This is a genomic window from Alkalihalobacillus bogoriensis ATCC BAA-922 (assembly GCF_000621445.1).
Taxonomy (GTDB): domain Bacteria; phylum Bacillota; class Bacilli; order Bacillales; family Bacillaceae_F; genus Bacillus_AO; species Bacillus_AO bogoriense.
In genome coordinates this window covers 380453-404525 of the sequence record NZ_KK211278.1, presented here as the reverse complement: position 1 = coordinate 404525, position 24073 = coordinate 380453, and the positions used below count along the sequence as shown (strand labels likewise).

Below are 24073 nucleotides of genomic sequence, written 5' to 3'. Positions count from 1 at the left end.
GGTTTTGCTTTTATTCTAGTGTGATTTTTATCGTTTCTGGATATAACGTAATATTTTCTAAGTCATTAGTATGGATTTTATATTGACTTATATTATCGATATCGATATTAGAAAAACGTTGTGTAAACGTATAAGATTCACGGTCGACTAATTGTGGTGCTTGGGTTGAATACGTCTCATTTCCATCCCGATCCTCTAGCCAAACCCAAGCTTGATAGAATGGCAATGTTCCCTCAACTTGATATGTTATGATCAAATCATCTTGATTACTGGTTACATCCAAAACAGTAAGGGAGCCTTTCTCACCTTGCTCAAGCTTAAGCGGTATCGTACTTCCGAGTTCTCCCGACGAGACGTTTGAGTTGCCATTCCCGATCATATAAGGCTGAACCACAATATACTCTGGTTTTTCTTCCATTGGCTCATATTGCTCAAACGCTTGTGTAATCCCTGTGCCATTCGGTAATACATTCATTCCACCTTTACTCCCACCAGCTCCATGTTTATATTGCCTTCCTTTATCATCAAATAGTAACAAAGATGGAATCAACCCTTCTACCGTCTCTCCTTTAACTTCTTGAAAAACAGTATATTTCAGCTCGGTTGTTGCTGGAGTCAAAGTCACTTCATTTATTCTCACATCATAATCTCCTACTTCTTGTTCGGCGTTCACTTGATAATGGAAAATATCTTTCGTTTTTATGACAGGAAAAGACAATGACCATTCCCCTTTTTTCGAATCAATGTTATAAAAATCAAGAGTAAGCTCAAATGAATCAGGAAAATTTCGATTTGTTAATTCTAGCACACCAATAAATTGATTATCGTCCATTTTTGTTACTGATATTCGCATATAATTCAAATTATAAATTTTTTGCCCGTCAATTTTCAATGTGAATGTTTCATCATAAAATGTATTCCTTACGTCTTGTTCGGAAGATACTCCTTCCATCACATATCCTACAGATAACCTCGTCCCATCATGGAACACATCAGTAAACGTTAACGTCGTATCTCCACTGACGATTTGTTTATCTACTTTATTTGTTAACTCCTGTTCTTGAGCTTTATTTAATCCTTTATCGGAGACAAATTCAAACACGGATCCTATAATAGGAAGCTTTTGCATTCCTTGTGAAACAGACGGTGAAACTTGGGAAGCCCCTAATATGACTCCTATTCCTATAACAATAGAGCTTGCAGTATAAACCATCAGCATTTGCTTTTTCTTTCTTTTCTTCGGCAATGTTTCTAAAACACTGTCAATGCCCTCACTTATGCTCGTTGGAACTTGCGCAGAAGCATCTGTTTTCGCCTTTTTCAACATTTGTTCCAGTTTATCCATTAGAACACCCTCCCTTATCCGTGTTCGTTAACCACGTATCTAACTGATTTCTGGCTCGGTGCAATCTTGTTTTAACAGTACTTTCAGGAATTTCTAATAAACTTGCGATGTCTTTAATTGACAAGTCCTCAAAATAAAACAACAAAATGACTCTTCTAAAGTCTTCATGTAAGGCATCAATGGCTTCATGAATAATCATCGTTTCAGATGTTGTATCTTTAAAACTAGGTTCTTCCGTTTTTTCAAGAGGAACAACTTTCCTCTTCAGTCGTTGCATTGAATAACATTCATTCATTACGATTCGAACAATCCATGTTTTGAAATATTTAGGTTCCCTCACCGTTTCAATATTTTGATAGGCCTTTAAAATTGATTCTTGAATCGCATCTAAACAATCATTGTCATTCTGTAAAATTGACCTTGCCACACGGTATAATAGTGATTCGTTTTGTTTGATTAACGAAACAAATGCTTCTTTATTTCCTTTTTTTGCTTTTTTTACGAGTCGTAACATTTCGGTCTCCATTTCAGTCCAACACCCTCCTTTTCATCTTTCTATTCATTAGATAAACGAAAGTAGTAAGAAGTTCCCGACAAAAAAATTCTCCCTTGGTTAGAGAGAATCTCTTTCCTTTTTATTTATCTGTAATTATTTTACCTTCTTGTGCTAATGCATAATGAATGGCGTGTTTTAGCGTGGAAAAACATTCAATCGACCGTAAATCGTATGCACTTTGTGTTAAGGTTATCCCGAGCTGAGGTGACACACCAACTAAAATACTTTTTGTTCCTAGTAAACTAGTAGCATCTGTTAACTTCCGGATAAGATTCATTGTATATTCGTCCACGACTTCATCAATTCCAGTAACATCAAGAATTAAATAGCTTGCCGTATACCTTGGTAAGTTCTCCATAATTTGCGTCATCATATCTTCTGAACGTAACTCATCATATTTTCCAAGAAGTGGAACAACAACGATTTGATCTAATACCGGAATAATCGGTGATGAGATGTCCTTGACAAGTTTCGTTAAGTCTTGTGTCCGTTCTCTCACTTTTTCTTCTAGCTTTTCAATTTCTTTTTGTTCCTGTTTTCTTGCGTAATTATGTATGTTATCAATCGGACAAACGGAAGAGGGACGACAATGAAACTCATCATACTCTGCCCCTGTCAATTGACTTTTTACAAGCTCACAACCGATGTTTTGCTTAAATAGTCTTGTAAAGATTCCTGCTAAATGGCCTGTTAAAAAGGAACCAGATTGTGTTTTGCCTTGGAGCTTATTAATTTTATACTCCCAGCTATTTTTCATTCGAATAACAAGGCTCGCCTTTTCAGGTGCGAACTCTACTACCGTAAAAGCTCCCCAACCTGCGGAAGCATAAATCTTTGGAAACAGTTCCATAATTGCTTCTATCTCTTGTTTTTCAAAATATTCACCAACAATTTCTCCCATTCGAAATCCAGCGGTATGCATGACAACATTTGCTGCATCATCACCCGATACTTCCTCTATCGTATCAACAAAAGATTTCATGGCTGACTCAATCCAAAAGATGAGGACATCATGACCTTCGAACTGAACTTTACCTTCCTCGACATTAAACCTATATGTCACACCTTGTATATCTACGTGCTGTTGTTGCTTTTTTTCTCCCAAAACTAAATCCCCCTTTATCGGAATTGCTTGTTATAGTTTATCATGTTCTCACTTTCGTTTCAGCTTTAGACGATTTTTTCCAAAAATGAAATACACGATTGTAAAAATAAGGAATGCTAATACTTCTAATGAAAGAATATACCATGGATACGGTCCTAACCAATCAATGATTGTCGGATTTGTCGGCTTTCTGGCAAGAAACATATAATTACTGCCTGTTAAGTGATTAACAAAAAAGACAAACACAGCAATGACGTTTAACGTCATCCACGCTTTGATGACAGACTGAAACTTAATATGAAGACGCTCATACCAAATCATATAAAAGCAAGCATACAATATAGCCATATGTGCAATAAAAAAATGAAAAAATCGATAATGCGGAAACCCATAAAATAATTCTGGTGTAATCATCGCTTGAATCGCACCACCGATACCGAAAAAAAATGTAACCTCTGATAACGAGTGGTTTCTTGTCAGTAACATAAATGTACATAAATAAATGGAAATACTACATAATTGCAATGGTAAATTTCCTCTAACTGTCCACTGATCATGTAGAATAAACCATAAATGAAATGAAGATTCACAACCAATTAAAATTACAATTAGAGTATATCTAATAAACGTTTTTCCCTTTTGATTCATCCTAGGACGGCCCAAGTAAAGCCCTACTAATAAAGTAAGAAAAAGGAGCAATACAACGAGATGACTCATCGAAAACATGTCAAACGGAAATGGTTGAGAACCATAGCTAAAATAGTGTCCCATGAACTCCCTCCTTGATTTCTTAGTAGTTTGTCCAAGTGTTAACAAGATAAAATAACCGAGGCTGTAAAAAGAAAAGGTACTCAAAATCGAGTACCTTGTCAGCTATTCTCTTATTTCCATTCGCCATCACGGTCCCACTTCCCTTGAATAAATCCAATTAATTCAAACACATTGTATATCCAAGGCTGATTTTCGGCGGTTAACGAATTTTCCGTACAAATAGATTCAGGTTCATATCCTGTTTCAATTGCTCGTCCCAATGTCGTTTCTTCTAAATAATTCGTTACTTCAGCATCATTAAAACAAGGAGGTGAAATGTAAACACCATACGTATGATCAACAATCATTCTTGCATTCATAGGAGCTTTTGGTGTCGTTTGAATGAGAAAACTACTAAGGAATAGTACAAAAACACCAATTCCAATTATTATTCTAATCCGTTTCAATGATATCCCTCTTTCTATTAATCATGTTGCTAGTGTAATATGATTTCAATTAGGAATCAATGAACAACACTTATTGATTTTTCGGTTGCCAATGCAATAAAACACCATGAAATTGATGAGGATAATAATATTTTCCGTCTTGATAATAAGAATATTTTTCAATCGCATTTTCGACCGGCTTTCGATCATAACTTTCTTCTCTTATTTTTATCGTATTTGCTTTAATTAACTCTTCATAGGAATGATAGGTGAACGTACGTTGAAGCTCAATCGTCTCACATTGAGCATATATTCCTAATTCATATAATATATTTAGTAAGTGAATATAATCTCTTCTCGGTATATTAATAGTAAGATTCGTTGTTTTTAATAAGTCAAGATAATGCGGTCTCATCGGACCTGTTGTCATTCCAATAATCGCTAGGCGACGAGCAGTTTCATTCATTTTTTTTAATGCTGGTTTAATATGATACATTCGGTAAAAACAATTAATACCAAAAACAACATCATATTTTGTCGTATTGTCCCATTCCTCCCATTTGTGATGGATGAGGTCTAACGAATTCGCATTTTTTCTATTTTTAACTTGTTGTAAATAGTCGATAATATGACTTGAACTATCTATGCATGTTAAAGTATTCACGTTTGGCAACAATGAAAAAGTATAGTTTCCCCATCCAGGGCCAATTTCCAGCACATGGTCAGATGACGTTATATGCGTTTTTAATTTTGTAAAAAGTGGGATGACATGCTCGTCCATTTTCGGGTCTAGCGGTTTCCTCATAACAATTTCTTTCCAAAACGAATCTTCTAACTCATCATTAACCATTCGTTCTGGCATTTTCCCATTCCACCCTTTCATCCCTTCTTGCCATAAATGAACAAAATCAACTTTATCGTTTACATCAATTTTCATTTAGCACCTCGGCATTAAAATCCATTTTCAATGAGCCCATCCACTAGTAATTCAAAGGCATCTGGAATACGAACACCTTCTGCTGCAGACGAGAGTGGGATGACAATAAATTGTTCATTTTTCACAGCAGGAACATCGGTAAGAGCAGGATGATTAAGTAAAAAATTCTTTTTTTCTTCGATTGTTGTTTCACCGTAATCAATAATGACAATAATATCAGGGTTTCGCTCAACTACTTCTTCCCAACTAACTTCCGCCCAGTTTTTATCGATATCAGCAAACACATTTTCAGCCCCTGTTATAGAAATAAGTTCATTTAAAAAGTTTCGAGCTGACGTAAAAGGAGCCGCTTCTCCGTTATCGTAAATGAACACTTGCTTTCCAACAGCGCCTTGTGGAATCTCTTCTTTTTTCTTTTCGATTCTCGCTTTCATCTCTTCAATTAATGCTTCAGCACGGTCTTCAACTTTAAATATTTTACCGATGTTACGGATATCTGTATAAATATCCTCAACTGTTGGACCGATGATAGTCGATGATTCATGAAGGTACGCATGAATTCCAAATTCCTCTAATTGCTCCACTGTTCCAATATTATCTTCACGAAACGCACTAGCCCAACCCGCATACGCAAAATCTGGTTCTTGCTCTAAAAAGACTTCTTGGCTTGGATACTGGTCTGCAATCACCGGGATACTTTCATAGGCAGCTTTATACTCATCTAAAATCTCATCATCGATATAAGCTGTACCAACCATATGATCCTCTAACCCCAGTGCTAACATGATTTCTGTTACATGTTGATTTAATGTAACAGCACGCTTTGGAATTTCTACAAATTGTAAAGTCCGCCCATTATTTTCAATTTCTACAACACCATATGATTCGTTTACCTCTTGTTTTTCTTGGTTCCCTTCTCCTGTTGTCTCTTGCCCACAACCAGCCGTTATCCATATGAGTAAACTTAATAAAAAAATGATTTTTTTCAACTTTTATCTCTCCTCTTTCTTTTTTGCGAATATTGTGATCGTTGTCCATTCGCTTTTTTCTTCCTCTTGATATATGTAATGACCTGTTGACCAAACATTTTCAACATAAGGATGTAGATTCGAATCTTGGTCTTGTTCTACTAATGTTTGATCTATGGGCAAATCAGGCTTTTGTTTTTGTAATGAAGCTGGTACCACAGTTTCCCATGGTTGTGCTTTATAGTTTTCCGTCATGTTTATGATGTCAAAGCCGACGATTTCAAGTAAATAAACGACTTCTCTTGGCGTAAGGAGACTATATTCTCTTTCTACGTGATAAGTAGTATCGATATAACCGTCGACTACACTCGTAATCGTAGTCGCACACACCATTAGTTGTTTACTAAGTGTGACTTCCCCTTCTATTGTTTTCATAACTGTTTTTTTATTTGTCATTCGCTTCTTTTTTACCGTTTTCCACTTTGTATTTGGCGGAACTATAATATCAAGCGCTATTTGACCGCCTTGCTTTATATGAGAATAAACAAAGGCTAAAAGTTTTTTTTGCTCTTCTATCATTAGAAAATGTTGAAGAAATCCATCCGCTAGTAGTATATGAGAATACGTGTCCTCTAGGTGAAGTGAAAGAATATCTTCTTCGATAATTGTAATTGGTAGGTCGAGGCGTTCTAGTTTTTTCTTTGCGATTTCATTCATTTCATTGCTAACATCGACGGGTTGAACGTGAATCCCTTTTTGTAAAAAGGGGACCGTCATTCTTCCTGTTCCAGATCCGAGCTCTAATACAGTAACCGGGTCTTTAGATGAGTGTAGCCATTCCATATAAAATGAGATTCCAGCTTTTCCAGCAAACATATCATATGTTTTTGCTTCTTCACCTTTATACGAAGTTACCCGTTGTCTTTGATGGCGTTCTCCTTGCATCCCACAACGGGAGCATAAGCTACCAGATAGCACTGAAAATTGCGTTTGTTTTGGAATGCCATTTTTACTATCACCATGCCACTCATCATACGTAAATTGGCAAAAAGAACAAGTATACACACTCATTTATAACCCACTCCGTTCTCGTTTTCGTTCCATTGGTACGACCAAAGACTGGAGTTCATCTTCTGGAGTAAACAAAATTTGTTTTTTTCCTGTTTGTGGGTGGCGAATAACAACAGTATCTACTTCAAACACTTCTTTTAACATCTGTTCAGTTATGACTTCATTCGGTGTTCCTTCAAAGACCATTTCCCCTTTGTTGATTACGATGATCCGATCACAATAAGCGGCCGCTAAATTAAGGTCATGCATCGCACAAACAACAGTTAAGCCACTGTTTTTCACGGTATTTAACAATTGCAATTGATGATGGATATCTAGATGATTCGTCGGTTCGTCTAAAAGCAATAAATTCGTTTGTTGCGCTAGCGCTCTTGCAATCAAAACGCGCTGTTTCTCTCCACCAGATAAAGATGAAAAACTTCGCTCGGCATACTCAGTTAAATCAACAGAGGCAAGAGCTTCATATGCCGCATCATAATCCTTCTTTTCTTCTTTTGAAAAAAAGCGTTGGTGTGGATGACGACCCATTAACACGATTTCAAGTACACTAAAGTCGAACGGGACACTACTTTCTTGGGTCACTACAGCAACCTCTTTCGCAAACGCACGAAAAGAGTATGAATGTAACTCTTTATTATAGAGGGTCACTGTCCCTTGCAATGGAAGGTATGACCGATATAATGTTTTTAAAAAGGTAGATTTCCCACTTCCATTTGGACCAATTAATCCGATAAATTCCCCTTCATGTAGATGAAGAGATAGATTTTGAATAATCATCGTTTTGTCTATTTGCACTGCTACATTGGACGCTTTTAATGTCACTTTGAACCACCTCCACCAAAAGAATAATTGCTTCTTCGTAATAGCCAAATAAAAAATGGACCTCCACAAATGGCCGTAACAATCCCAATAGGTAGTTCTTGTGGCGCAACTATCGTTCTTGCAACAACATCAGCCCAAAGTAAAAAAATTGCACCTAGTAACGCACTAACAGGGAGTACACGACGATGATCAGACCCAACTAATAACCGGACAATGTGAGGAATCATTAAACCGACAAAACCAATCGCACCACTTAACGCTACTAATACACCTGTTAATAATGCGGTTAGTACGATAAGAATTTTTTTAAATACATTACTGTTCAACCCTAAATGAGATGCAGCTTCTTCTCCTAAAAGTAATAAATTTAATGGTCTTGATAAACAAAGAAGGATAGCTAGTCCCACGATCACCGTAACTGTCGGAATGAACAGTTGACTCCATTTAGCAGCTGCTAGACTACCCATCATCCAAAACATCGCATCTCGAATTCCTTCAGCTCGTGGTGCCGAGATGACGATATAATTCGTTAATGCACTTAACATCATAGAAATCGCAATCCCTGCTAATAGTAAGCGAACCGTTGAAATTCTTCCTTGAACTTGAGCTAAGAAAAAAACGAAGAAAACAGATAGTAATGCTCCCAAAAAAGCAGCTAACGAAACCGCATATGAACCAAAGATGGAAAACGCTCCAAACACGATGACCATCGTTGCTCCTACAGATGCACCTGAAGAGATCCCGAGAATAAACGGCTCTGCCAAAGGATTGCGGACAAGAGCTTGTATTGTAACTCCCACAACAGCTAATCCTGCTCCGACTAACACACCTAAAATTACCCGAGGAAATCGAATTTCCCATATGATTTGTTCTTGCGCCCTTGTCCAGTCTTGGGCAAATGCAGTTTCAAAAATTGAAAGCTTTGAAAGTGGAATTTGCCAAACCGTAAGAGGATGAATAGATACCGGGCCAATCATAACTGCAAACGTCATCGACAAAAGTAATAGAAACATTAAAACAAGTAATAACAAAGAAAACGAAATTCGATTTTTAATTGGTCCAGTCTTATTCATAGCCTTTTCACCTTCAATAAATCGTAATTATTACGATTTAGATTATATAATTTTAGTAGAAGTCTGTCACCCTTTTTTTCAAAACTTGTTTATTTTTGAATTCCCATCTCTTCAAACGTTGCCATTTCCGATACGATATTTGTCGCCGCAAGTAACAGTGGGTAAGCAAGAGCAGCTCCTGTACCTTCTCCTAAACGCAGTCCCAATGAAAGTAACGGCTCGAGTTGTACATGTTTCAGTAAAAGAGCGTGGCCTTGTTCGGCAGATTGATGGCTTATAATCAAATAATCACGGATGACTGGACAAAAGTTTATCGCAAGAAGAGCTGCAGCTGATGAAATAAATCCATCGATTAAAACAGGAACTCGGCTTTTTGCTCCTGCTAATATGACCCCTGTTAATGCTGCAATTTCTAACCCACCTACTTTGTTCAACACATCAAGCGGATCAGATGAAGCTGGTTTTCGATTTTCGAGTGATTGTTTGATGACATTGACTTTATGATGTAACGCATTAGCTGTTAAACCTGTTCCAGCCCCAACAACATCTTCTATTCTCTCATCTGTAAGCGCTGCAAAAATAGCACTACTCGCAGTTGTGTTTCCAATTCCCATTTCACCAGTAATCAACAGTTTATGACCATTTTTAATTAAAGTCTCTGCGACATCAATGCCTACTTGGATTGCTTTAAGCGCTTCTTCTTTTGTCATCGCATCTTCAAGCAAAAAATTATTTGTTCCGTTTTTCACTTTGCACTGCTTGACTGTTGGTATATCAACCGGTCCTTTTACACCGACATCAACAACATACACCGAAGCACCGATTTGATTGGCAAAAACATTAATCGCAGCTTTTCCTTTTATAAAGTTAGCTAGCATGAGCTGTGTTACTTCCTGGGGATAAGCCGAAACACCTTCTGCTACGATGCCATGGTCACCCGCAGCAACAATAACTGCAGGATTTGAGACGTTAGGCTTTTCTTCTCCCGTAATCCCACTTAATTGAATTGCTAATTGCTCGATTTTTCCTAATGAACCAACTGGCTTTGTTAAGTTATCAATATGATTAGCGACTTTTTCCATAACCGATTTGTTTAACGGTTCGATCGCTTGAATGATTTCGTCTAGCTTTTCCATTCTTTGCTTCCTCTCTTTTGCTGATATGTTTCACAAGCATGAACAAATCTTTTCGCAATATTTGGGTTTGACCCAAAATGAAGATGAGTATACCCTGCAACAATATTTTCTGAACAATACCCTTCTTCTCCATCTTTACGAAGAGCTTTTACATGATAAGCCTTTTCCTTGTTTTCATTTGCACAAGCTATTGTCGAGTAATGAAACTCATGTCCTTTCGCTTTTTCGCCAGCTTGCAAAATAATATTGTCATGTAGTGACGTTACTTCACGATAACCAAGAGCTGCGAGTTTAGATTGCATTGTGACTTCACCTTGAATGACACCGACCATCGGATAACATTGGCCATCTGTTGTTATAATCCGTTCAGTTAAAAACATATATCCGCCACATTCTGCAAAAATAGGGAGCTCACGTGCAACAGCTCGAATGTCATTTTGCAATTCGGAATGCTCGGAAAGTTCTTTGGCAAACTCCTCAGGAAAACCACCACCGATGTACAATCCATCCACTTGCTTAGGTAATGTTTCACCTGCAAGAGGACTAAAATAAACTAACTCTGCTCCTGCTTGTCGCAACAAATGCAAATTTTCTTCATAATAAAAATTAAAGGCAGCATCATGGGCAACTGCAATTTTCACTGTTGGTTTTACTGACTCGTCAGAAAATAACACAGGCTCATATTTGATTTCTTGCACTTGTTCTGAAATATGAACAACAGCATCAAGATCAATTCGTTCAGCGACTTTTTCTCCTAGCTCTGTAAAAAGACCATCTAATTCTCCTCTTTCAATTGCTGGAATTAACCCTAAATAACGAGAAGGAATCTTTGGTGTATCTCCTTTTACTAAGTATCCGAGTACTTTTACACCACACTCTTTTTCAATTGCTTTTTTACAAAGTTCATAATGTCCTTTACTTCCCGCTTGGTTAACAATGACACCTGCAATCGTAATGGACTCATCAAGCATCTGAAACCCTTTCACAATGGCGGCAGCACTTCTTGCCATACTACTAATATTGACGATTAAAAGAACAGGAGCCTCAAGAAGTTGACTGATTTCAGCCGTACTTCCTATGTTGCTTTCTGGACTTTTTCCATCATAAAACCCCATAACTCCTTCAATTATTGAAATATCCGCATCTTGGGAGGCAGATGAAAACACTTCTTTTACTACATCATGCTCTAACATCCAGCTATCAACATTCCGGGAATGACGACCTGTTACAGCGGTATGATAGCTAGGGTCAATATAATCTGGACCACACTTAAATCCTTGAACGACCAAACCACGCTGGCGGAGTGCTGCCATTATTCCTAACGTCAACGTTGTTTTCCCGACTCCGCTATTTGTTCCCGCAATTACAATTCTTCGTTGCATACACTACCCCTCCGTTCTTACTTCACTGCAATCGAAATCGTTACATTCCCACTTTTTTTCTTCTCTAATGTTAGTTGCTTTGCACCAGATGCTAATAAAACAGCAGGTTCACTTACACCGTATGCTCCAGTATATTTAAAAACGGTTTCTGATGGGTTTGAAATCGGAACCGCGTTTAGCTCTAACGGTGTAAAATATTGAAACGTCCACTTATTTTGCTCACACACGTCGAGCAAGCCTTCTTCATCCTTTTTTAAGTCAATCGTGGCAATTCCTTTGACAGAAGTTTTTGAGATGCCTAATTCATATAATGTTTCATCTATGACAGCATTTATTTCTGTGGCACTCGTCCCACGATTACAGCCAATTCCTAAATACACTGACTTCGGCCTGTATAGGACACCATTTTGTAACAGCATCGATTGTTCGTCCTCTGTTAACAGCCGATGGGTAATAACTAAAGCTGCGGAAAAATCAAGCATCATCGCCTCCTTACAGCTTGAGACGACTTTCATTTGTGACGGAAGTGGCTTATTATGTTTCCACCAGTTCCGCTCTCCTGATTCTTGAACAATGACGATCGGTTCTTCATTCACAACAGCTGCACTCACTGGTGTGACTTTTTTGTCATACTCGACAATCCAGCCAAATTCTCGTCCGAAAATATCAACAGGAATCGTTTTATTGACATCAGATGCAGTTGTAATGACAGGTGTCGCTTGTAAGTGCTGTGATAATTCGTGCGTTAACTCATTTGCTCCACCAATATGACCAGATAGCACACTGATGACAAACTGTCCTTTATCATCGACAACAACAACGGCAGGGTCTGTTTTTTTATCTTTTAATATTGGTGCAATCATGCGAACAACAGCACCAAGTGAAATCACCATTACAATACCATCATACTTTTTAAATAAATCAGGTAAAATTAACCGAACAGAACCTTCAAACATATAAATGCCTTTTTCCTTTTCATCGCCATGTTCGAACTTTGTCATATAATATACGTCTGCCGTCTGTATGCTTTCTTGTAATTTCCGCACCATTTGAACACCGTGTTTTGTAATTGCGACTAATGCAATGTTTTCCATTACACACGTTCTCCTTTACGATAACCATGCGTAAAAGTCTTATCGTATAGCTTTGACTCAAACGTTCCTTCTTCTAAAAGCGCTTCATCTGCTGCTTTACTAATAATAACCATCGCTTGTTTACGAATTCCTTCTTTTCGCATCGTTTCATCAAGAGAGCCTAACGTTGTGCGAACAACTTTTTCATCTGGCCATGAAGCACGATAAACAACAACGACCGCATCATTTTCGTTCCATCCTGCTTCTAAAAACTCTTTTACGACTTTTTTTATTAATGTTGCACTTAAAAATAAAGCAATGGAACAATGATGAGCAGCTAAATCTTTTAATTGTTCTCGTTCAGGCATCGGAGTTCGACCTTCTGCTCGCGTTAAAATAACAGTTTGCGTTAATTCTGGAATCGTTAACTCCACTTCAGCGGCTGCGGCTGCAGCAAAGACCGAACTTACACCAGGGATGATTTGATAAGCGATGCCACGTTGTTTTAATTTTTTCATTTGTTCATAAATCGCACCGTACACTGCCGGGTCTCCCGTATGCATTCGCGCAACACTTTTTCCGTTTTTCACATGTTCTTCCATGCAATCTACTAATTCTTCTAAATTCATCCCAGCACTTTTTAAAATAAGAGCATCTTTTTTCGCTCTTTCCATCAACACAGGATTTACGAGAGAGTCTGTATATAAAATGACATCGGCTTGCTCGAGTATTTTTAATCCTTTTACTGTAATTAAATCTGGGTCTCCAGGACCTGATCCGACAATATAAACTTTTGCTTCTAATTCCATTTTAGTCACCTTACTTTCTTACGAGCATAAGTGTTAAATATTCTAATTCCGCATGGCGAAGTTCCGTTATATCTTTCCATACGACTTCTTCACTGGAAGTCACTTTCGTCACAACCGTAGCTTTGTCAACGAGTTCAAGCTCTTCTAGTAGTTCAATCATCATCGGTAGCACTTTCGCTACTTTTATAAATACGATACCATCATGGTCTTGTAATGCTTTTCTCATGGCCTCTCTATTCTCTGTTGCAGGAATGACCGCTGTCCAATCATCTCCATCAGCTAGAGGAATTCCTAATTGTGAGGCTACTCCATTTACAGACGATATGCCTGGAATCGATTTCACTTCCACTTCGGGATATTTTTGCTTTAACAAACGGTACAAATGAATAAAGGTGCTATATAACATCGGGTCACCTTCCGTAACAAATGCAACCGACTTCCCTTCTTTTACATAAATCCATACTTGCTCAACTATTCGATTCCATTCTCGTGCAAGGACGTCTTTATCCTTTGTCATCGGAAAAACTAACCCTAACATTTCTTTTTCATTTGGATTCACATATTGCTCGATAATTTGATACGCGTAACTTTTTGCCCCTTTTCGTTTTTTCGGATAAGCGACAACATCTGCTTCCTTCATCATTCGGTACGCTTTTACAGTAATTAATTCTGGGTCTCCTGGACCAACTCCCACACCATAAACGGTTCCTAGTGGCATATTACTCCTCCTCTTTTGCTGCTGTAATAATGTAAACTGGATTCAATCCTTCAAATCGAGTCATATGTAAAATTGGTTTACTTCTTGAAATTTGTGCGAGTGTTATCGAAACCTTTAATTTCAATTGCTTTAAAATATCTGTTGCCTCATATAACGTTTCAATCGTAGCCGCATTTAACACGATCCGCCCATGCGCCTTTAATCGACTAGCACAAACCGACAGTAACTCTTTCATTTCTCCACCTGTTCCTCCGATAAAAATTGCATCAGGGTCTGGAAACTCATCTAATCTAGCAGGGGCTTTCCCACAAATTGCGGTAATATCAGCTTGAAATTTTTTCATATTTTCATAGCAGTTTTGCAAGTCACTTTCATTTTTTTCAATCGCAAATACTTGTCCTTCTTTTGCGATTCTTGCTGCTTCAATCGCCATCGAACCTGTACATGTTCCAATGTCCCATACCGTACTTTTTTTATGTAAGTTGAGTTCTCCAATGCTTAACACACGAATTTCTTTTTTTGTGATTAACCCTTTATCTGGCTTGCGTTGGGAAAATTCTGCGTCAGGAATACCTAAAGTCCATCTTTTTCTTTGGTTTTTCTGTTTTAAAATGACTACATTTAGCGGGTGGGCGTCATATGACATCATGTCTGATAGTGTCATAAACGTTGTTTTTTCAGACTCTCCTCCAACCGTTTCTACAATAAAAGCCTCATATTCATCCATTCCAAATTCAAGTAAATAAGAGGCAATTGCTTTCGGGGTATTTGTTTCATCTGTTAACAGACAAACTTTTTCATAGCCATCGATTTTTTGCGCGAGTCCTTTTATATTGCGGCCATGGACACTAACAAAGAAACAATCATGCCAGCTTTCCTTCATTTTGGCAAACGCTTGTTGAAGCGAACTAATATTAGGATAAATCTCAACATCAATTTTCTTTGCTAAATATCCACCAATCCCAAAAAACAACGGATCACCCGAAGCTAAGACTACTGTTTTTTTGGATGTTTGTTGAAGTGTCTCCACCATCTTTGAAAGGCCCGATTTCACAACAATCTTTTCCCCTTTGTAAAATGGAAAAAATTCTAACAAACGTTCACCACCAACTAATTGTTCACTTTCTTCGATCCATTCTCGGTACTGTTGAGGCAAGCTAGCGATGCCACTTTCCGTTACTCCGATGATTTTGATAGGTTGTCCCATGACACTGTTTCCCTCCCTAATACATCTCCTTGCATTGACGTAATAATTGTTTCGATTTCCATTCCACCTCGAACTTCTTTTAATCCTGATTCAGAACCGTATTGACATAACTTTGAAAAAAATGAGGAATAGCCATGTTCAAACATCATTGTTCCGACTTGTGATGCGGTATTGGCTTGTTTAATTTCATCTAATAAGCTTTCTTCCACACCAGCATCCTTTGCCACATCCGCCAAAAAATGAAAATCAACAGGTGCGCTTTTAGAATGGACATTCATAATCCCTTGAGCAACCTTTGAAAATTTCCCCATCATACCTACAAGGGTTACATGCTTCACTTTTTTTGCTTTACATTGCTTAAGGGCAAAACCGACAAAGTCACCCATTTCAATAAAGGCTTCTTCAGGATGGTCACGGTATAATGCAATTGCATATTTTTCACTTCGTCCACCCGTTGTTAAAAACAATCGCTCACACCCATTTGTCACTGCTACATTAATCGCTTGGGCCACACTCGCACGGTAAGCAGAAGTAGAAAACGGTACAACAATCCCCCGAGTTCCTAATATCGATATTCCGCCAATAATGCCAAGCCTTGCGTTTAATGTTTTTTTTGCAATCTCTTCCCCGTCTGGAACAGAAATGACAACACGGATTCCTTGATACACACCGAAATGTTCCAGTAATTCTTGAACCGTTTCCTTTAACATTTTGCGAGGAACCGGATTAATTGCCGCTTCCCCGACAGGAACAGGAAGACCAGGTTTCGTCACCCGGCCCACTCCAATTCCACCATCAATTTCGATGCCCTCTTTACTCGTAAATGTAACTGTTGACACAATTTTTGCTTTATGTGTTGCATCAGGGTCGTCACCAGCATCTTTAATGACACTCGCAGTCGCTTCCTTTTCAGTAAACGCCACATCCTCCATTGAAAATGCAATATCTTCCCCTATTGGTAACGTAATTTCAACCGTCCGTACTTTTGTTTGTAACAATAAAGACATTAATGCTGCTTTCGTTGCTGCTGTTGCATTTGCACCGGTTGTATAGCCGCGTCTCATTTCCTTCGGGTCTTTTGTTTGCTTTTTCATTTTATCCCTGCTTTTGAGCTAATAAAGAAATCGCATTAACCGCTGCAACGGTTACAGGACTTCCACCTTTTCGACCCATATTCGTGATAAATGGTACATCTAATTTCGCTAATTCTTCTTTTGATTCAGCAGCAGACACAAATCCAACCGGCATCCCAACAATTAATCCTGGGCGAGCTTCTCCTGTTTTCACTAGACGGATGAGTTCCAATAAAGCAGTAGGAGCATTTCCTATTGCAAAAATCCCACCTTCTGCTTCTTTAATTGCTTTGCGCATCGAAATAATTGCTCTCGTTGTATTTAGACGTTTCGCTTCTTCCATTACATCTTCGTCAGAAATATAAACACGAACATGGCCACCAAATTTTTCAATTCGTGGTTTACTGATACCACTTTGGATCATTTGCACATCGGCAACAACCATTTTCCCTGAACGAATAGCCTCAATCCCTGCTTGCACCGCATTTGGGTGAAACACTACACTTTTTCCTAATTCAAAATCTGCTGAAGCATGAATAATTCGTTGGACCACTTTATATTGTTCTTCTGTAAAAGAGTGCTCTCCCACTTCCTCATCAATCATCTCAAAACTCTTTCCTTCTATTTCCTGCGGTTGTACTGTTAACGGTTTAAATTCCGTTTGAAAATCCATTACACCGACACCTCCATCGTTTTTATCGTATTTATGACATCTTCAAAAGAATGATAGACGTTCCCATACTCTATTTTTGGTCTAGCGATCATAATAATCGGAATCCCTAGCTCTTTTGCTGCCTCTACTTTTTCATCAACAGAGCCGACTTTCCCACTTTCCTTTGTCACCACTTGGGTCACTCCATATTGCGTGTAAAGTGCTTTATTTAATTGCTTTGAAAATGGCCCTTGAATCGCAACAATGTTTTTTTGTTCGACTCCTAATTGTTCACACTTTTCCATATTGTCTTTTCTTGGCAACATTCTTGCAATCATTCTAACATTCTCAAGTGGCAATAAATGATTTGCAAACACTTGCAGGGTTTTGCTTCCTGTCGTCAGCATAATCACTCCACCACGGCTTGCCGCAAGAACAGCGGCTTCCTCATAAGACGCTACTTCTGTGATAAGAGAATCTTGCCCTTCAAATGATTTTCGTTCAAATCGAATATAAGGAATTTCAAGCTGACTTGCTGCCGCCATCGCATTTTTCGACGCTTCCTCTGCAAATGGATGTGTTGCATCAACAATAATAGAAGCTTCATTCTCACTAATGACACTTATTAATTGTTCAGCATCCAATCGTCCTATTAAAACACGTAGACCATGCTGCTTCATCACTTCTCCTGCGTTTTCTGTCACAACAGAGGTGATAAGGTCATATCCTTCTTGCTGAAGCATCAAACCTAGTTCTCTTGCATCACTCGTACCTGCAAGTAAAAATATCATTGTTATCCCTTCCTTTACTTTACAGGCTCGTGGTCATGCTCATGATGATGGTGATGATCATGGTGGTGATCATGGTCATGATGGTGGTGATGCACATCCATATGTTCTAATGCATGAAGACGGTATTGACAAACATCACAATTTAATTTCGCTTCTCCTTCTAATGCTTCTAGTGCCCTGTCAATAAATATCGTTTTTAATTCTGGATGAAAACCGAAAAATGACGTCATATGAAAATCAAAGTTTGGATAGTTAGCGACAAACTGTCGGCGTTTTTCTTCCATTCTTTCCATTAGTACTCCCGTAAAGAAAAAATATGGAACGATATAAACCGATGTCGCATCTAACTTCAAACAGCGTTCGATTCCTTCTTCTACGGTTGGACTTGTCACCCCAATAAAAGACAACTCGACGTTTGTCATATGCAAACGTTCTGATAATAATCTTGAAATTTTATAAAGTTCACTATTTGCATCCGCATCACTACTTCCACGACCAACGAGCAGTACGGCTTTTTTCTCATCATATTCCGTAGGGGTAAATCCAACTTCTTGTAATCTTCCTACTAAAATGTCAAATAATTTATCGTGGACGCCAATCGGACGACCGTATGTAAATTGAACATGAGGGTATTTTTCTTTTGCTTCATCAATTTCATGTGGGATATGAATTTTACTATGTCCAGCTGAAAAGAACATCATCGGAACTAAAGCGACTCTTGTCGCACCTTTAGCAACAACCGCATCGATCCCAGCTGGAATTGTCGGTTTGGCAAACTCTAAAAAACAGGTTTCTACAATCGGAACCTTGATTTCTTGTCTCATTGATTGTACAAATTGTAATACTTGATCATTTCCTTCTTTTACTTTACTACCATGTCCAATAAATAAAATCGCATCCATGTAAACAACCCCTTATTATTTTTTAATCTCCACAAACTGCATCTACAACAACTTGATCAGGAACTTCTTTATACGTAAAGCCTTCAACGATTTGTACTCTCTTAAAAAATTTATGAAACCGTTCATTTGGCAAGCCACGTTTTTTATAATCATTCACGATCGAAACAACAAGCTCCACGATTTTATCAGGTGCTACTCCTTCAGCCACAAGTTGTCCAACGTGTGCATTTCTTCCAGTTATTTTCGCTCCAATAAATAAATCAAACGCTTTTTTCCGGTAAATTAAACCGATATCGTTCATAGGTGCACCGTAACATGCCATCCCACAGCCATTAAAGCCGATATGCAATTGTTTTGGAACGCTATCTCCCCCTATTAATTGCTGAAGCTCTTCTGCTTGTGGAATCGAATCAGCCTTCTCTCCGTCACAGAAATCACAAGCTTTAATCGTAACAACATCCCCTATCGGTAAAAGGAGCAACCCTTCAGCTCGTAATTTTTCCGTTATCCCATTTGGGTCATTTGTTTCAACAGACACTTTTAACTGATGGTCTGGTGTATATTCAATCGTTGCCTCTTCTCCAACCGTTTCTACTAATGTTAACATTTGCTTCGGTGATAGCTTTTTCGAAACAATTCCTGGTGACACCGCAAATTCAAATACAGCTGTCTGTTGAAACGATACTCGTTTTTCTTGTACAGCCGTTGCTGCCACTTCAGATTTTCCTACGACTTTTTCAAGCGCTTCTTCAGCTAACTCAAGCACAGAAGTTGTTTTTTGTATCTCTTGTTCGGCTTGACCTTGATGCATCGCCCATGGTTCCGCTTCTTCTTTTAGTCGTTGATGAGGCTTTAACGGTTGTTCTTCAGCTGCAAGGGTATATTTCCTTTGATAGCCTCGTGGCGTTATAATTTTTCCGTCATACATGAACGTAGAGTTATTTCCGATAATGACTGTTGTTAACATCCCAATTTCATGTTCTAACATCGATTCTAAATCTGTCATAATGACAACTTGTCTTTCTCGATACGCACTTTTTACTAACCCAACTGGTGTTTTAGGAGAACGATATTGTAATAGAATTTGTTGTGTTTCTACAATCTGTTTTGTTCTTCTCCCACTTCTTGGATTGTACAATGCAATGACAAAGTCCGCTTGTGCTGCCGCTTCGACCCGGCGTTTAATCAATTCCCAAGGTGTTAAATGGTCGCTTAAACTGATCGTACAGGCATCATGCATAATCGGTGCACCAAGAAGCGCTGCACAAGAATTAATAGCCGAAATACCAGGTATGATTTCAACAGCAACACCTGTTTCTTCTTTCCACCCTTTTTCAATAAGTACTTCATATACAAGTCCTGCCATGCCATAGACACCAGCATCACCACTTGAAATAACAGCAACTACTTTTCCTGACTCCGCTTGTTTAACGGCTTCTTGCGCTCGGCTCACTTCTTCTGTCATGCCCGTACGGACAATTTCTTGATTTGTTAATAAAGGACGAATTAAATCTATGTAAGTGTTATAACCAATTATTGAATCACTTTCTAAAATCGCTTCTTTCGCTCGAGCTGTCATATGTTGCTCACTCCCTGGACCAAATCCAACAATTAACAGCTTTCCTCTTTTGTTCTCAGTCATTGTTCACCCTCCTTTTTCAATATAAAAAGCACCTCTACCCAAAGACAGGGTTAGAGATGCTTTGACGTATAAGAGTTGAAAAAAAATTCTAATCTTAGATGAGACGCCGCTCTCTAACACCTTCCTATCTCCCGTAGGTCAAACAGTGTCGTTAAAAAAGGCAGGTCTCCTGGCTCGTAGTTTTCGTTTTTTCCCCTTCCCATTTCAAAAACTGAAACAGTGGATATGAAAGAAACAACCTACTTACAGTGGCGGGACCGCGTCGGACTTTCACCGACTTCCCATTTAGAAGATTACTAGAATCTTCACCTTTTTCCTAAACTATTCATTTTCCTCTCTTTAGATTATAGAAAGATGAAAATGTTGTCAATGTTAATCCCAATATTTTCGGCGTCTATAATGGGTAAACAATTGATGTTCAAACTCTCGGTCTGGATGCTTATCCCTACTATATTGTGGACTATTTTCAACTTCTTGCTTTGTAATATCCATTTGGATTTCTCGATTTTCCCAGTTGACAGACTGAATCCACTCTGTTGAAACAATGACTTCTTTAGAAGGAAGCCATTTCTTCGTTTCAACTACAAAATATCGAATCATCCATGTATCTTTTTCAATAACAATATCAATTACTTGTCCAAAAGTATCATCTTTTGCATTTATTCGGTAACCATTCAACTTACCAGTGATTTCTTTCCCACTATGCAATGGTGATTTTTCTTCCGCTTCGTATTTATCCATCTCACGTTTCATAAACTCCTCTTTTATTGAGCCACCAGCAACTTCTGCATGTTGTAGCAGTACCCCTCTTGCATATGTTTCATTGCCCCATACACCAGGCCCAACCCAATAAGGAGGATAACCATAGAAATCATGAAACTTTTTTTCATATTGCTTTGATATAGGCAAATGAGTATCAATCGACGGGCTATTTTTTATTTCTTCTTTTGTTAATTCCACACGTACCATATTAGCTAACGTATCTACTGATTCGATTGAAATTGGGCTAATTAACCTTTTTTGTCCGGGTAACCACGGATTCGTGTTGACAACTAAATAACGAATTGTCCAATTGTCTTCGTCGAAATAAACATCTTCCACTACTCCAATTGAACCGTCTTTTGCTTCGATGGAATACCTTTCTAAAGAACTAGAATAGAATAGCATCATCTATCACTCCTTCAAGTATTTATGATTGCTTTCTAGTATTCCATAACCGTGAATACGAAAAAATAAACATAAACGAGAAAACTACTCGTTTATGTTTGCTAGTTTTTTTCTAACTTTTTCAACTGGAACCGCCAAGCCGACAGAGGAATCTCCACTTCCGATTGCTGGGACTGTTTTTGCATAAACAACAGCCACGACTTCCCCATCAGTACCAATAACAGGGCTACCGCTATTGCCACGATAAATCGGGGCAGAGATCGTCACAACTTCTTCTTCATACGATAAAATTTCACCCTCATTACTTATCCAAGCAAAGGATAACGGGTTGCCAATGACATAAATGTGTTCATCCACATCCCCGCTATTTTCTCGCAATGAGAGATATGGTAAATGTTCTCCTTCTATTTGTAAGAAGGCAATATCAATCTCAGGGTAGGATTCAATAATTGTAGCGACATACATCTCTCCATTAGGAAAAGAAACGCCAATGCCTTGTAAACCTTCAATAACATGATGATTTGTCACAATTAAACCATCTTCTGCTATATTAAAACCCGTCCCTTTTAAGCGCTCTCCTTGAATCGTAACAACTGCTTGTTTATACGTTTGAATATCCTCTTGTTGAGAAAGCCGGTATGATGTTTTCAAAAATTCTATCGTATCCATACTATATTGTTGGAAAATAAATGCAAATCCATTAAGAAAAAGAACAAAAGCAACACCGATGGCAATCCATCTTTTAAGCTTCGTTCGCCTTTGCTTTTTCTTTATTGTCGATTCATCCTCTTCTTCATCCACTAAAAAATCTTCTGCTGTCGGCACATAAGATTCATCGATTTCCTCATCAGGAAGATGTTCATTCTTCTCCTCTTCATTTTTCGTCATCGACTTCTCCACCATTCATTTTTATTCTATTAATAGAGTACCAAACCGCTTCCCTATTGTAAAAACAACTTGAATGTAATTAGCTTTTTTCTCAATAAAAAACGACCTTCTATCAATCTAGTTTCAGGTCGTTTTCTTTTATCCATTTTTTCACTTGCTCATATTTTTCGTTTATTTTATACACTTCATCGTCAATGATTCGTTTTAATAAAAGTTTTCGGGCTCGTTCATCACTGATTTTCTGTTTGATTTCACTTCTAGCCCAAGATAAAAAATCAACATATTCACAATAACTCTCATTATAATCGTGTTCAAGCTCCTGTTTTATTTTCTTTGCCAATGAAGGGCTCGCTCCATTTGTCGATACTGCGATTGTTAACTTTCCACGTTTCACTACTGAAGGCAAATAAAAATCACTATTTTCTTGAGAATCAACACGATTAACTAATTGATGTTCATATGCACTTTTATATACCATCTCATTTACCTCGGTATCATTCGTCGCTGCAAAGATAAACATAGCAGATTCAATATAAGCTGGTCTAAATATATCTTCTATCCACTTTATTTTTTGTTCTTTTACAAGTTCTATTAAAGCCTCATGTAAGGTTGGAGAAATAACAGTCACATTTGCGTTAGCCTCAAGAAGTCCGCTTATTTTTCTTACAGCAATTCCTCCCCCACCAACAACGGCGACTTTTTTATTTTTAAGGTGAACCATAATCGGATATAATGACATAGTTACGCTCCTTACGACGAAATAACTACACGATATTGACAGGCGTCACAATTGACGGGTACTTTATTTTCTATCGTTTCCTTCACTCTGTCTTTTATCACATTAATTAAGTCTGGGTGATACCCTAAATAATCACATAGAACAATGTCTTTTGCTGACAATCGTTCGTTTAATTTTGTAATTTTTGCATCCATTTGCTTCAATAAGATTCCTGTAAACAAAAGATATGGAATGACATAAACCTTTTTATGTGGAAGTTGTCCCACACGTTCTAGACCTTGGTCAAATGAAGGCTTTGTTGCTGCTAAATAACAAGTTTCAACATGATCAACTGGAGCTGCTTCCCAAATCAATCTAGCTAATTTCGCAAGGTCACTATTGGCATCAGCGTCACTACTACCGCGGCCAACTAACAATACTGCTGTTTGGTGCTGAGTTGTTTCATCTGCCTCTAATTGTAAGCCTTGTTGAATAAGACGATCAACAACCATCTTCGTCATCCTCTTATCGATTCCGATAACACGACCATATGTAAACGAAACCGAAGGATATCTTCGTTTAGCTTTGTCTATTTCTTCTGGAATATCGAGCTTCGCATGTCCAGCTGCTAATAGCAAAACGGGGACAATTGCAATCGATGTTGCCCCTTGCTCAACACAAGCTTTGATCCCTTCTTCAATGCTAGGATCAGCAAGCTCAATAAAACTATGGTGCTGAACCGGGACATCAACGACCTCCTTTACTTTTCTAATAAATAATTCAAATTGAGACACTCCTTCTTTAATCCTCGTACCATGACCAATATATAAAACTGCTTGCAT

Annotated in this window: 25 protein-coding genes and 1 riboswitch; all 25 genes read right to left on the bottom strand. The window is 38.1% G+C overall.

What is annotated here, in order from left to right; translation table 11 throughout:
• Positions 1–10: 10 nt before the first annotated feature.
• On the bottom strand, positions 11–1345 hold the full coding sequence (locus T323_RS0120725; protein WP_026674995.1) for a DUF4179 domain-containing protein: 1335 nt from the start codon (positions 1343–1345) through the stop codon (positions 11–13).
• On the bottom strand, positions 1338–1871 hold the full coding sequence (locus tag T323_RS27280; protein ID WP_035179423.1) for a sigma-70 family RNA polymerase sigma factor: 534 nt from the start codon (positions 1869–1871) through the stop codon (positions 1338–1340). Before T323_RS27280 ends, T323_RS0120725 begins: the two co-directional genes overlap by 8 nt.
• A gap of 109 nt (positions 1872–1980) precedes the next feature.
• Positions 1981–3006: an STAS domain-containing protein gene (locus T323_RS0120715; protein WP_026674994.1), complete on the bottom strand. Its 1026-nt coding sequence runs from the start codon at positions 3004–3006 to the stop codon at positions 1981–1983.
• 48 nt (positions 3007–3054) lie between these two features.
• On the bottom strand, positions 3055–3777 hold the full coding sequence (locus T323_RS0120710) for a YwaF family protein (protein ID WP_026674993.1): 723 nt from the start codon (positions 3775–3777) through the stop codon (positions 3055–3057).
• Between the two features lie 110 nt (positions 3778–3887).
• The gene (locus tag T323_RS27275) at positions 3888–4223 is read right to left on the bottom strand and encodes a hypothetical protein (RefSeq protein ID WP_035179422.1); all 336 of its coding nucleotides are present in this window, start codon (positions 4221–4223) and stop codon (positions 3888–3890) included.
• 70 nt (positions 4224–4293) lie between these two features.
• Positions 4294–5139: a class I SAM-dependent methyltransferase gene (locus T323_RS0120700; RefSeq protein ID WP_026674992.1), complete on the bottom strand. Its 846-nt coding sequence runs from the start codon at positions 5137–5139 to the stop codon at positions 4294–4296.
• A gap of 14 nt (positions 5140–5153) precedes the next feature.
• Positions 5154–6128: an ABC transporter substrate-binding protein gene (locus T323_RS28985; RefSeq protein ID WP_035179419.1), complete on the bottom strand. Its 975-nt coding sequence runs from the start codon at positions 6126–6128 to the stop codon at positions 5154–5156.
• A 3-nt stretch (positions 6129–6131) separates the two neighbouring features.
• Positions 6132–7178, bottom strand: coding sequence for a methyltransferase domain-containing protein (locus T323_RS28980; protein ID WP_051556642.1), 1047 nt, complete (start codon positions 7176–7178; stop codon positions 6132–6134).
• Positions 7179–8000, bottom strand: coding sequence for a heme ABC transporter ATP-binding protein (locus T323_RS27260; RefSeq protein WP_035179417.1), 822 nt, complete (start codon positions 7998–8000; stop codon positions 7179–7181).
• Positions 7997–9073, bottom strand: coding sequence for a FecCD family ABC transporter permease (locus tag T323_RS0120680; protein WP_035179415.1), 1077 nt, complete (start codon positions 9071–9073; stop codon positions 7997–7999). The genes T323_RS27260 and T323_RS0120680 overlap by 4 nt, the downstream gene beginning before the upstream one ends.
• Positions 9074–9162: 89 nt before the next feature.
• The gene (gene cobT, locus T323_RS0120675) at positions 9163–10209 is read right to left on the bottom strand and encodes a nicotinate-nucleotide--dimethylbenzimidazole phosphoribosyltransferase (RefSeq protein ID WP_026674990.1); all 1047 of its coding nucleotides are present in this window, start codon (positions 10207–10209) and stop codon (positions 9163–9165) included.
• On the bottom strand, positions 10197–11591 hold the full coding sequence (locus tag T323_RS0120670) for a cobyrinic acid a,c-diamide synthase CobB (RefSeq protein WP_026674989.1): 1395 nt from the start codon (positions 11589–11591) through the stop codon (positions 10197–10199). The genes cobT and T323_RS0120670 overlap by 13 nt, the downstream gene beginning before the upstream one ends.
• Positions 11592–11608: 17 nt before the next feature.
• Entirely contained in the window at positions 11609–12685 is a 1077-nt protein-coding gene (locus T323_RS0120665) for a cobalt-precorrin 5A hydrolase (protein ID WP_026674988.1), read from the bottom strand.
• Entirely contained in the window at positions 12685–13473 is a 789-nt protein-coding gene (cobM, locus tag T323_RS0120660) for a precorrin-4 C(11)-methyltransferase (RefSeq protein WP_026674987.1), read from the bottom strand. Before cobM ends, T323_RS0120665 begins: the two co-directional genes overlap by 1 nt.
• 10 nt (positions 13474–13483) lie before the next feature.
• A complete protein-coding gene (gene cobI / locus T323_RS0120655; RefSeq protein WP_026674986.1) occupies positions 13484–14191 on the bottom strand; it encodes a precorrin-2 C(20)-methyltransferase in 708 nt (235 codons plus the stop codon).
• A 1-nt stretch (position 14192) separates the two neighbouring features.
• Positions 14193–15398, bottom strand: a complete 1206-nt coding sequence (locus tag T323_RS0120650; RefSeq protein WP_026674985.1) for a bifunctional cobalt-precorrin-7 (C(5))-methyltransferase/cobalt-precorrin-6B (C(15))-methyltransferase — start codon at positions 15396–15398, stop codon at positions 14193–14195.
• A complete protein-coding gene (locus tag T323_RS0120645; RefSeq protein ID WP_026674984.1) occupies positions 15368–16492 on the bottom strand; it encodes a cobalt-precorrin-5B (C(1))-methyltransferase in 1125 nt (374 codons plus the stop codon). Before T323_RS0120645 ends, T323_RS0120650 begins: the two co-directional genes overlap by 31 nt.
• A 1-nt stretch (position 16493) precedes the next feature.
• Entirely contained in the window at positions 16494–17144 is a 651-nt protein-coding gene (locus T323_RS0120640; protein WP_026674983.1) for a precorrin-8X methylmutase, read from the bottom strand.
• Complete coding sequence (gene cobK, locus T323_RS0120635) at positions 17144–17914, bottom strand: precorrin-6A reductase (RefSeq protein WP_026674982.1); 771 nt, start codon at positions 17912–17914, stop codon at positions 17144–17146. The genes T323_RS0120640 and cobK overlap by 1 nt, the downstream gene beginning before the upstream one ends.
• A 14-nt stretch (positions 17915–17928) precedes the next feature.
• Positions 17929–18816 (bottom strand): sirohydrochlorin chelatase, encoded by an 888-nt coding sequence (locus T323_RS0120630; RefSeq protein WP_026674981.1) that lies wholly within the window; start codon positions 18814–18816, stop codon positions 17929–17931.
• Positions 18817–18838: 22 nt separating this feature from the next.
• The gene (gene cobJ / locus T323_RS0120625) at positions 18839–20458 is read right to left on the bottom strand and encodes a precorrin-3B C(17)-methyltransferase (RefSeq protein ID WP_026674980.1); all 1620 of its coding nucleotides are present in this window, start codon (positions 20456–20458) and stop codon (positions 18839–18841) included.
• A gap of 142 nt (positions 20459–20600) precedes the next feature.
• Positions 20601–20786: riboswitch (cobalamin riboswitch) on the bottom strand.
• Positions 20787–20830: 44 nt separating this feature from the next.
• Positions 20831–21628: a PRC-barrel domain-containing protein gene (locus T323_RS0120620; RefSeq protein WP_084309344.1), complete on the bottom strand. Its 798-nt coding sequence runs from the start codon at positions 21626–21628 to the stop codon at positions 20831–20833.
• A gap of 81 nt (positions 21629–21709) precedes the next feature.
• A complete protein-coding gene (locus T323_RS0120615) occupies positions 21710–22513 on the bottom strand; it encodes a S1C family serine protease (protein WP_026674978.1) in 804 nt (267 codons plus the stop codon).
• A gap of 112 nt (positions 22514–22625) precedes the next feature.
• Entirely contained in the window at positions 22626–23252 is a 627-nt protein-coding gene (locus tag T323_RS27255; RefSeq protein ID WP_035179412.1) for an NAD(P)-binding protein, read from the bottom strand.
• Positions 23253–23263: 11 nt separating this feature from the next.
• Complete coding sequence (locus T323_RS0120605; protein ID WP_026674977.1) at positions 23264–24073, bottom strand: sirohydrochlorin chelatase; 810 nt, start codon at positions 24071–24073, stop codon at positions 23264–23266.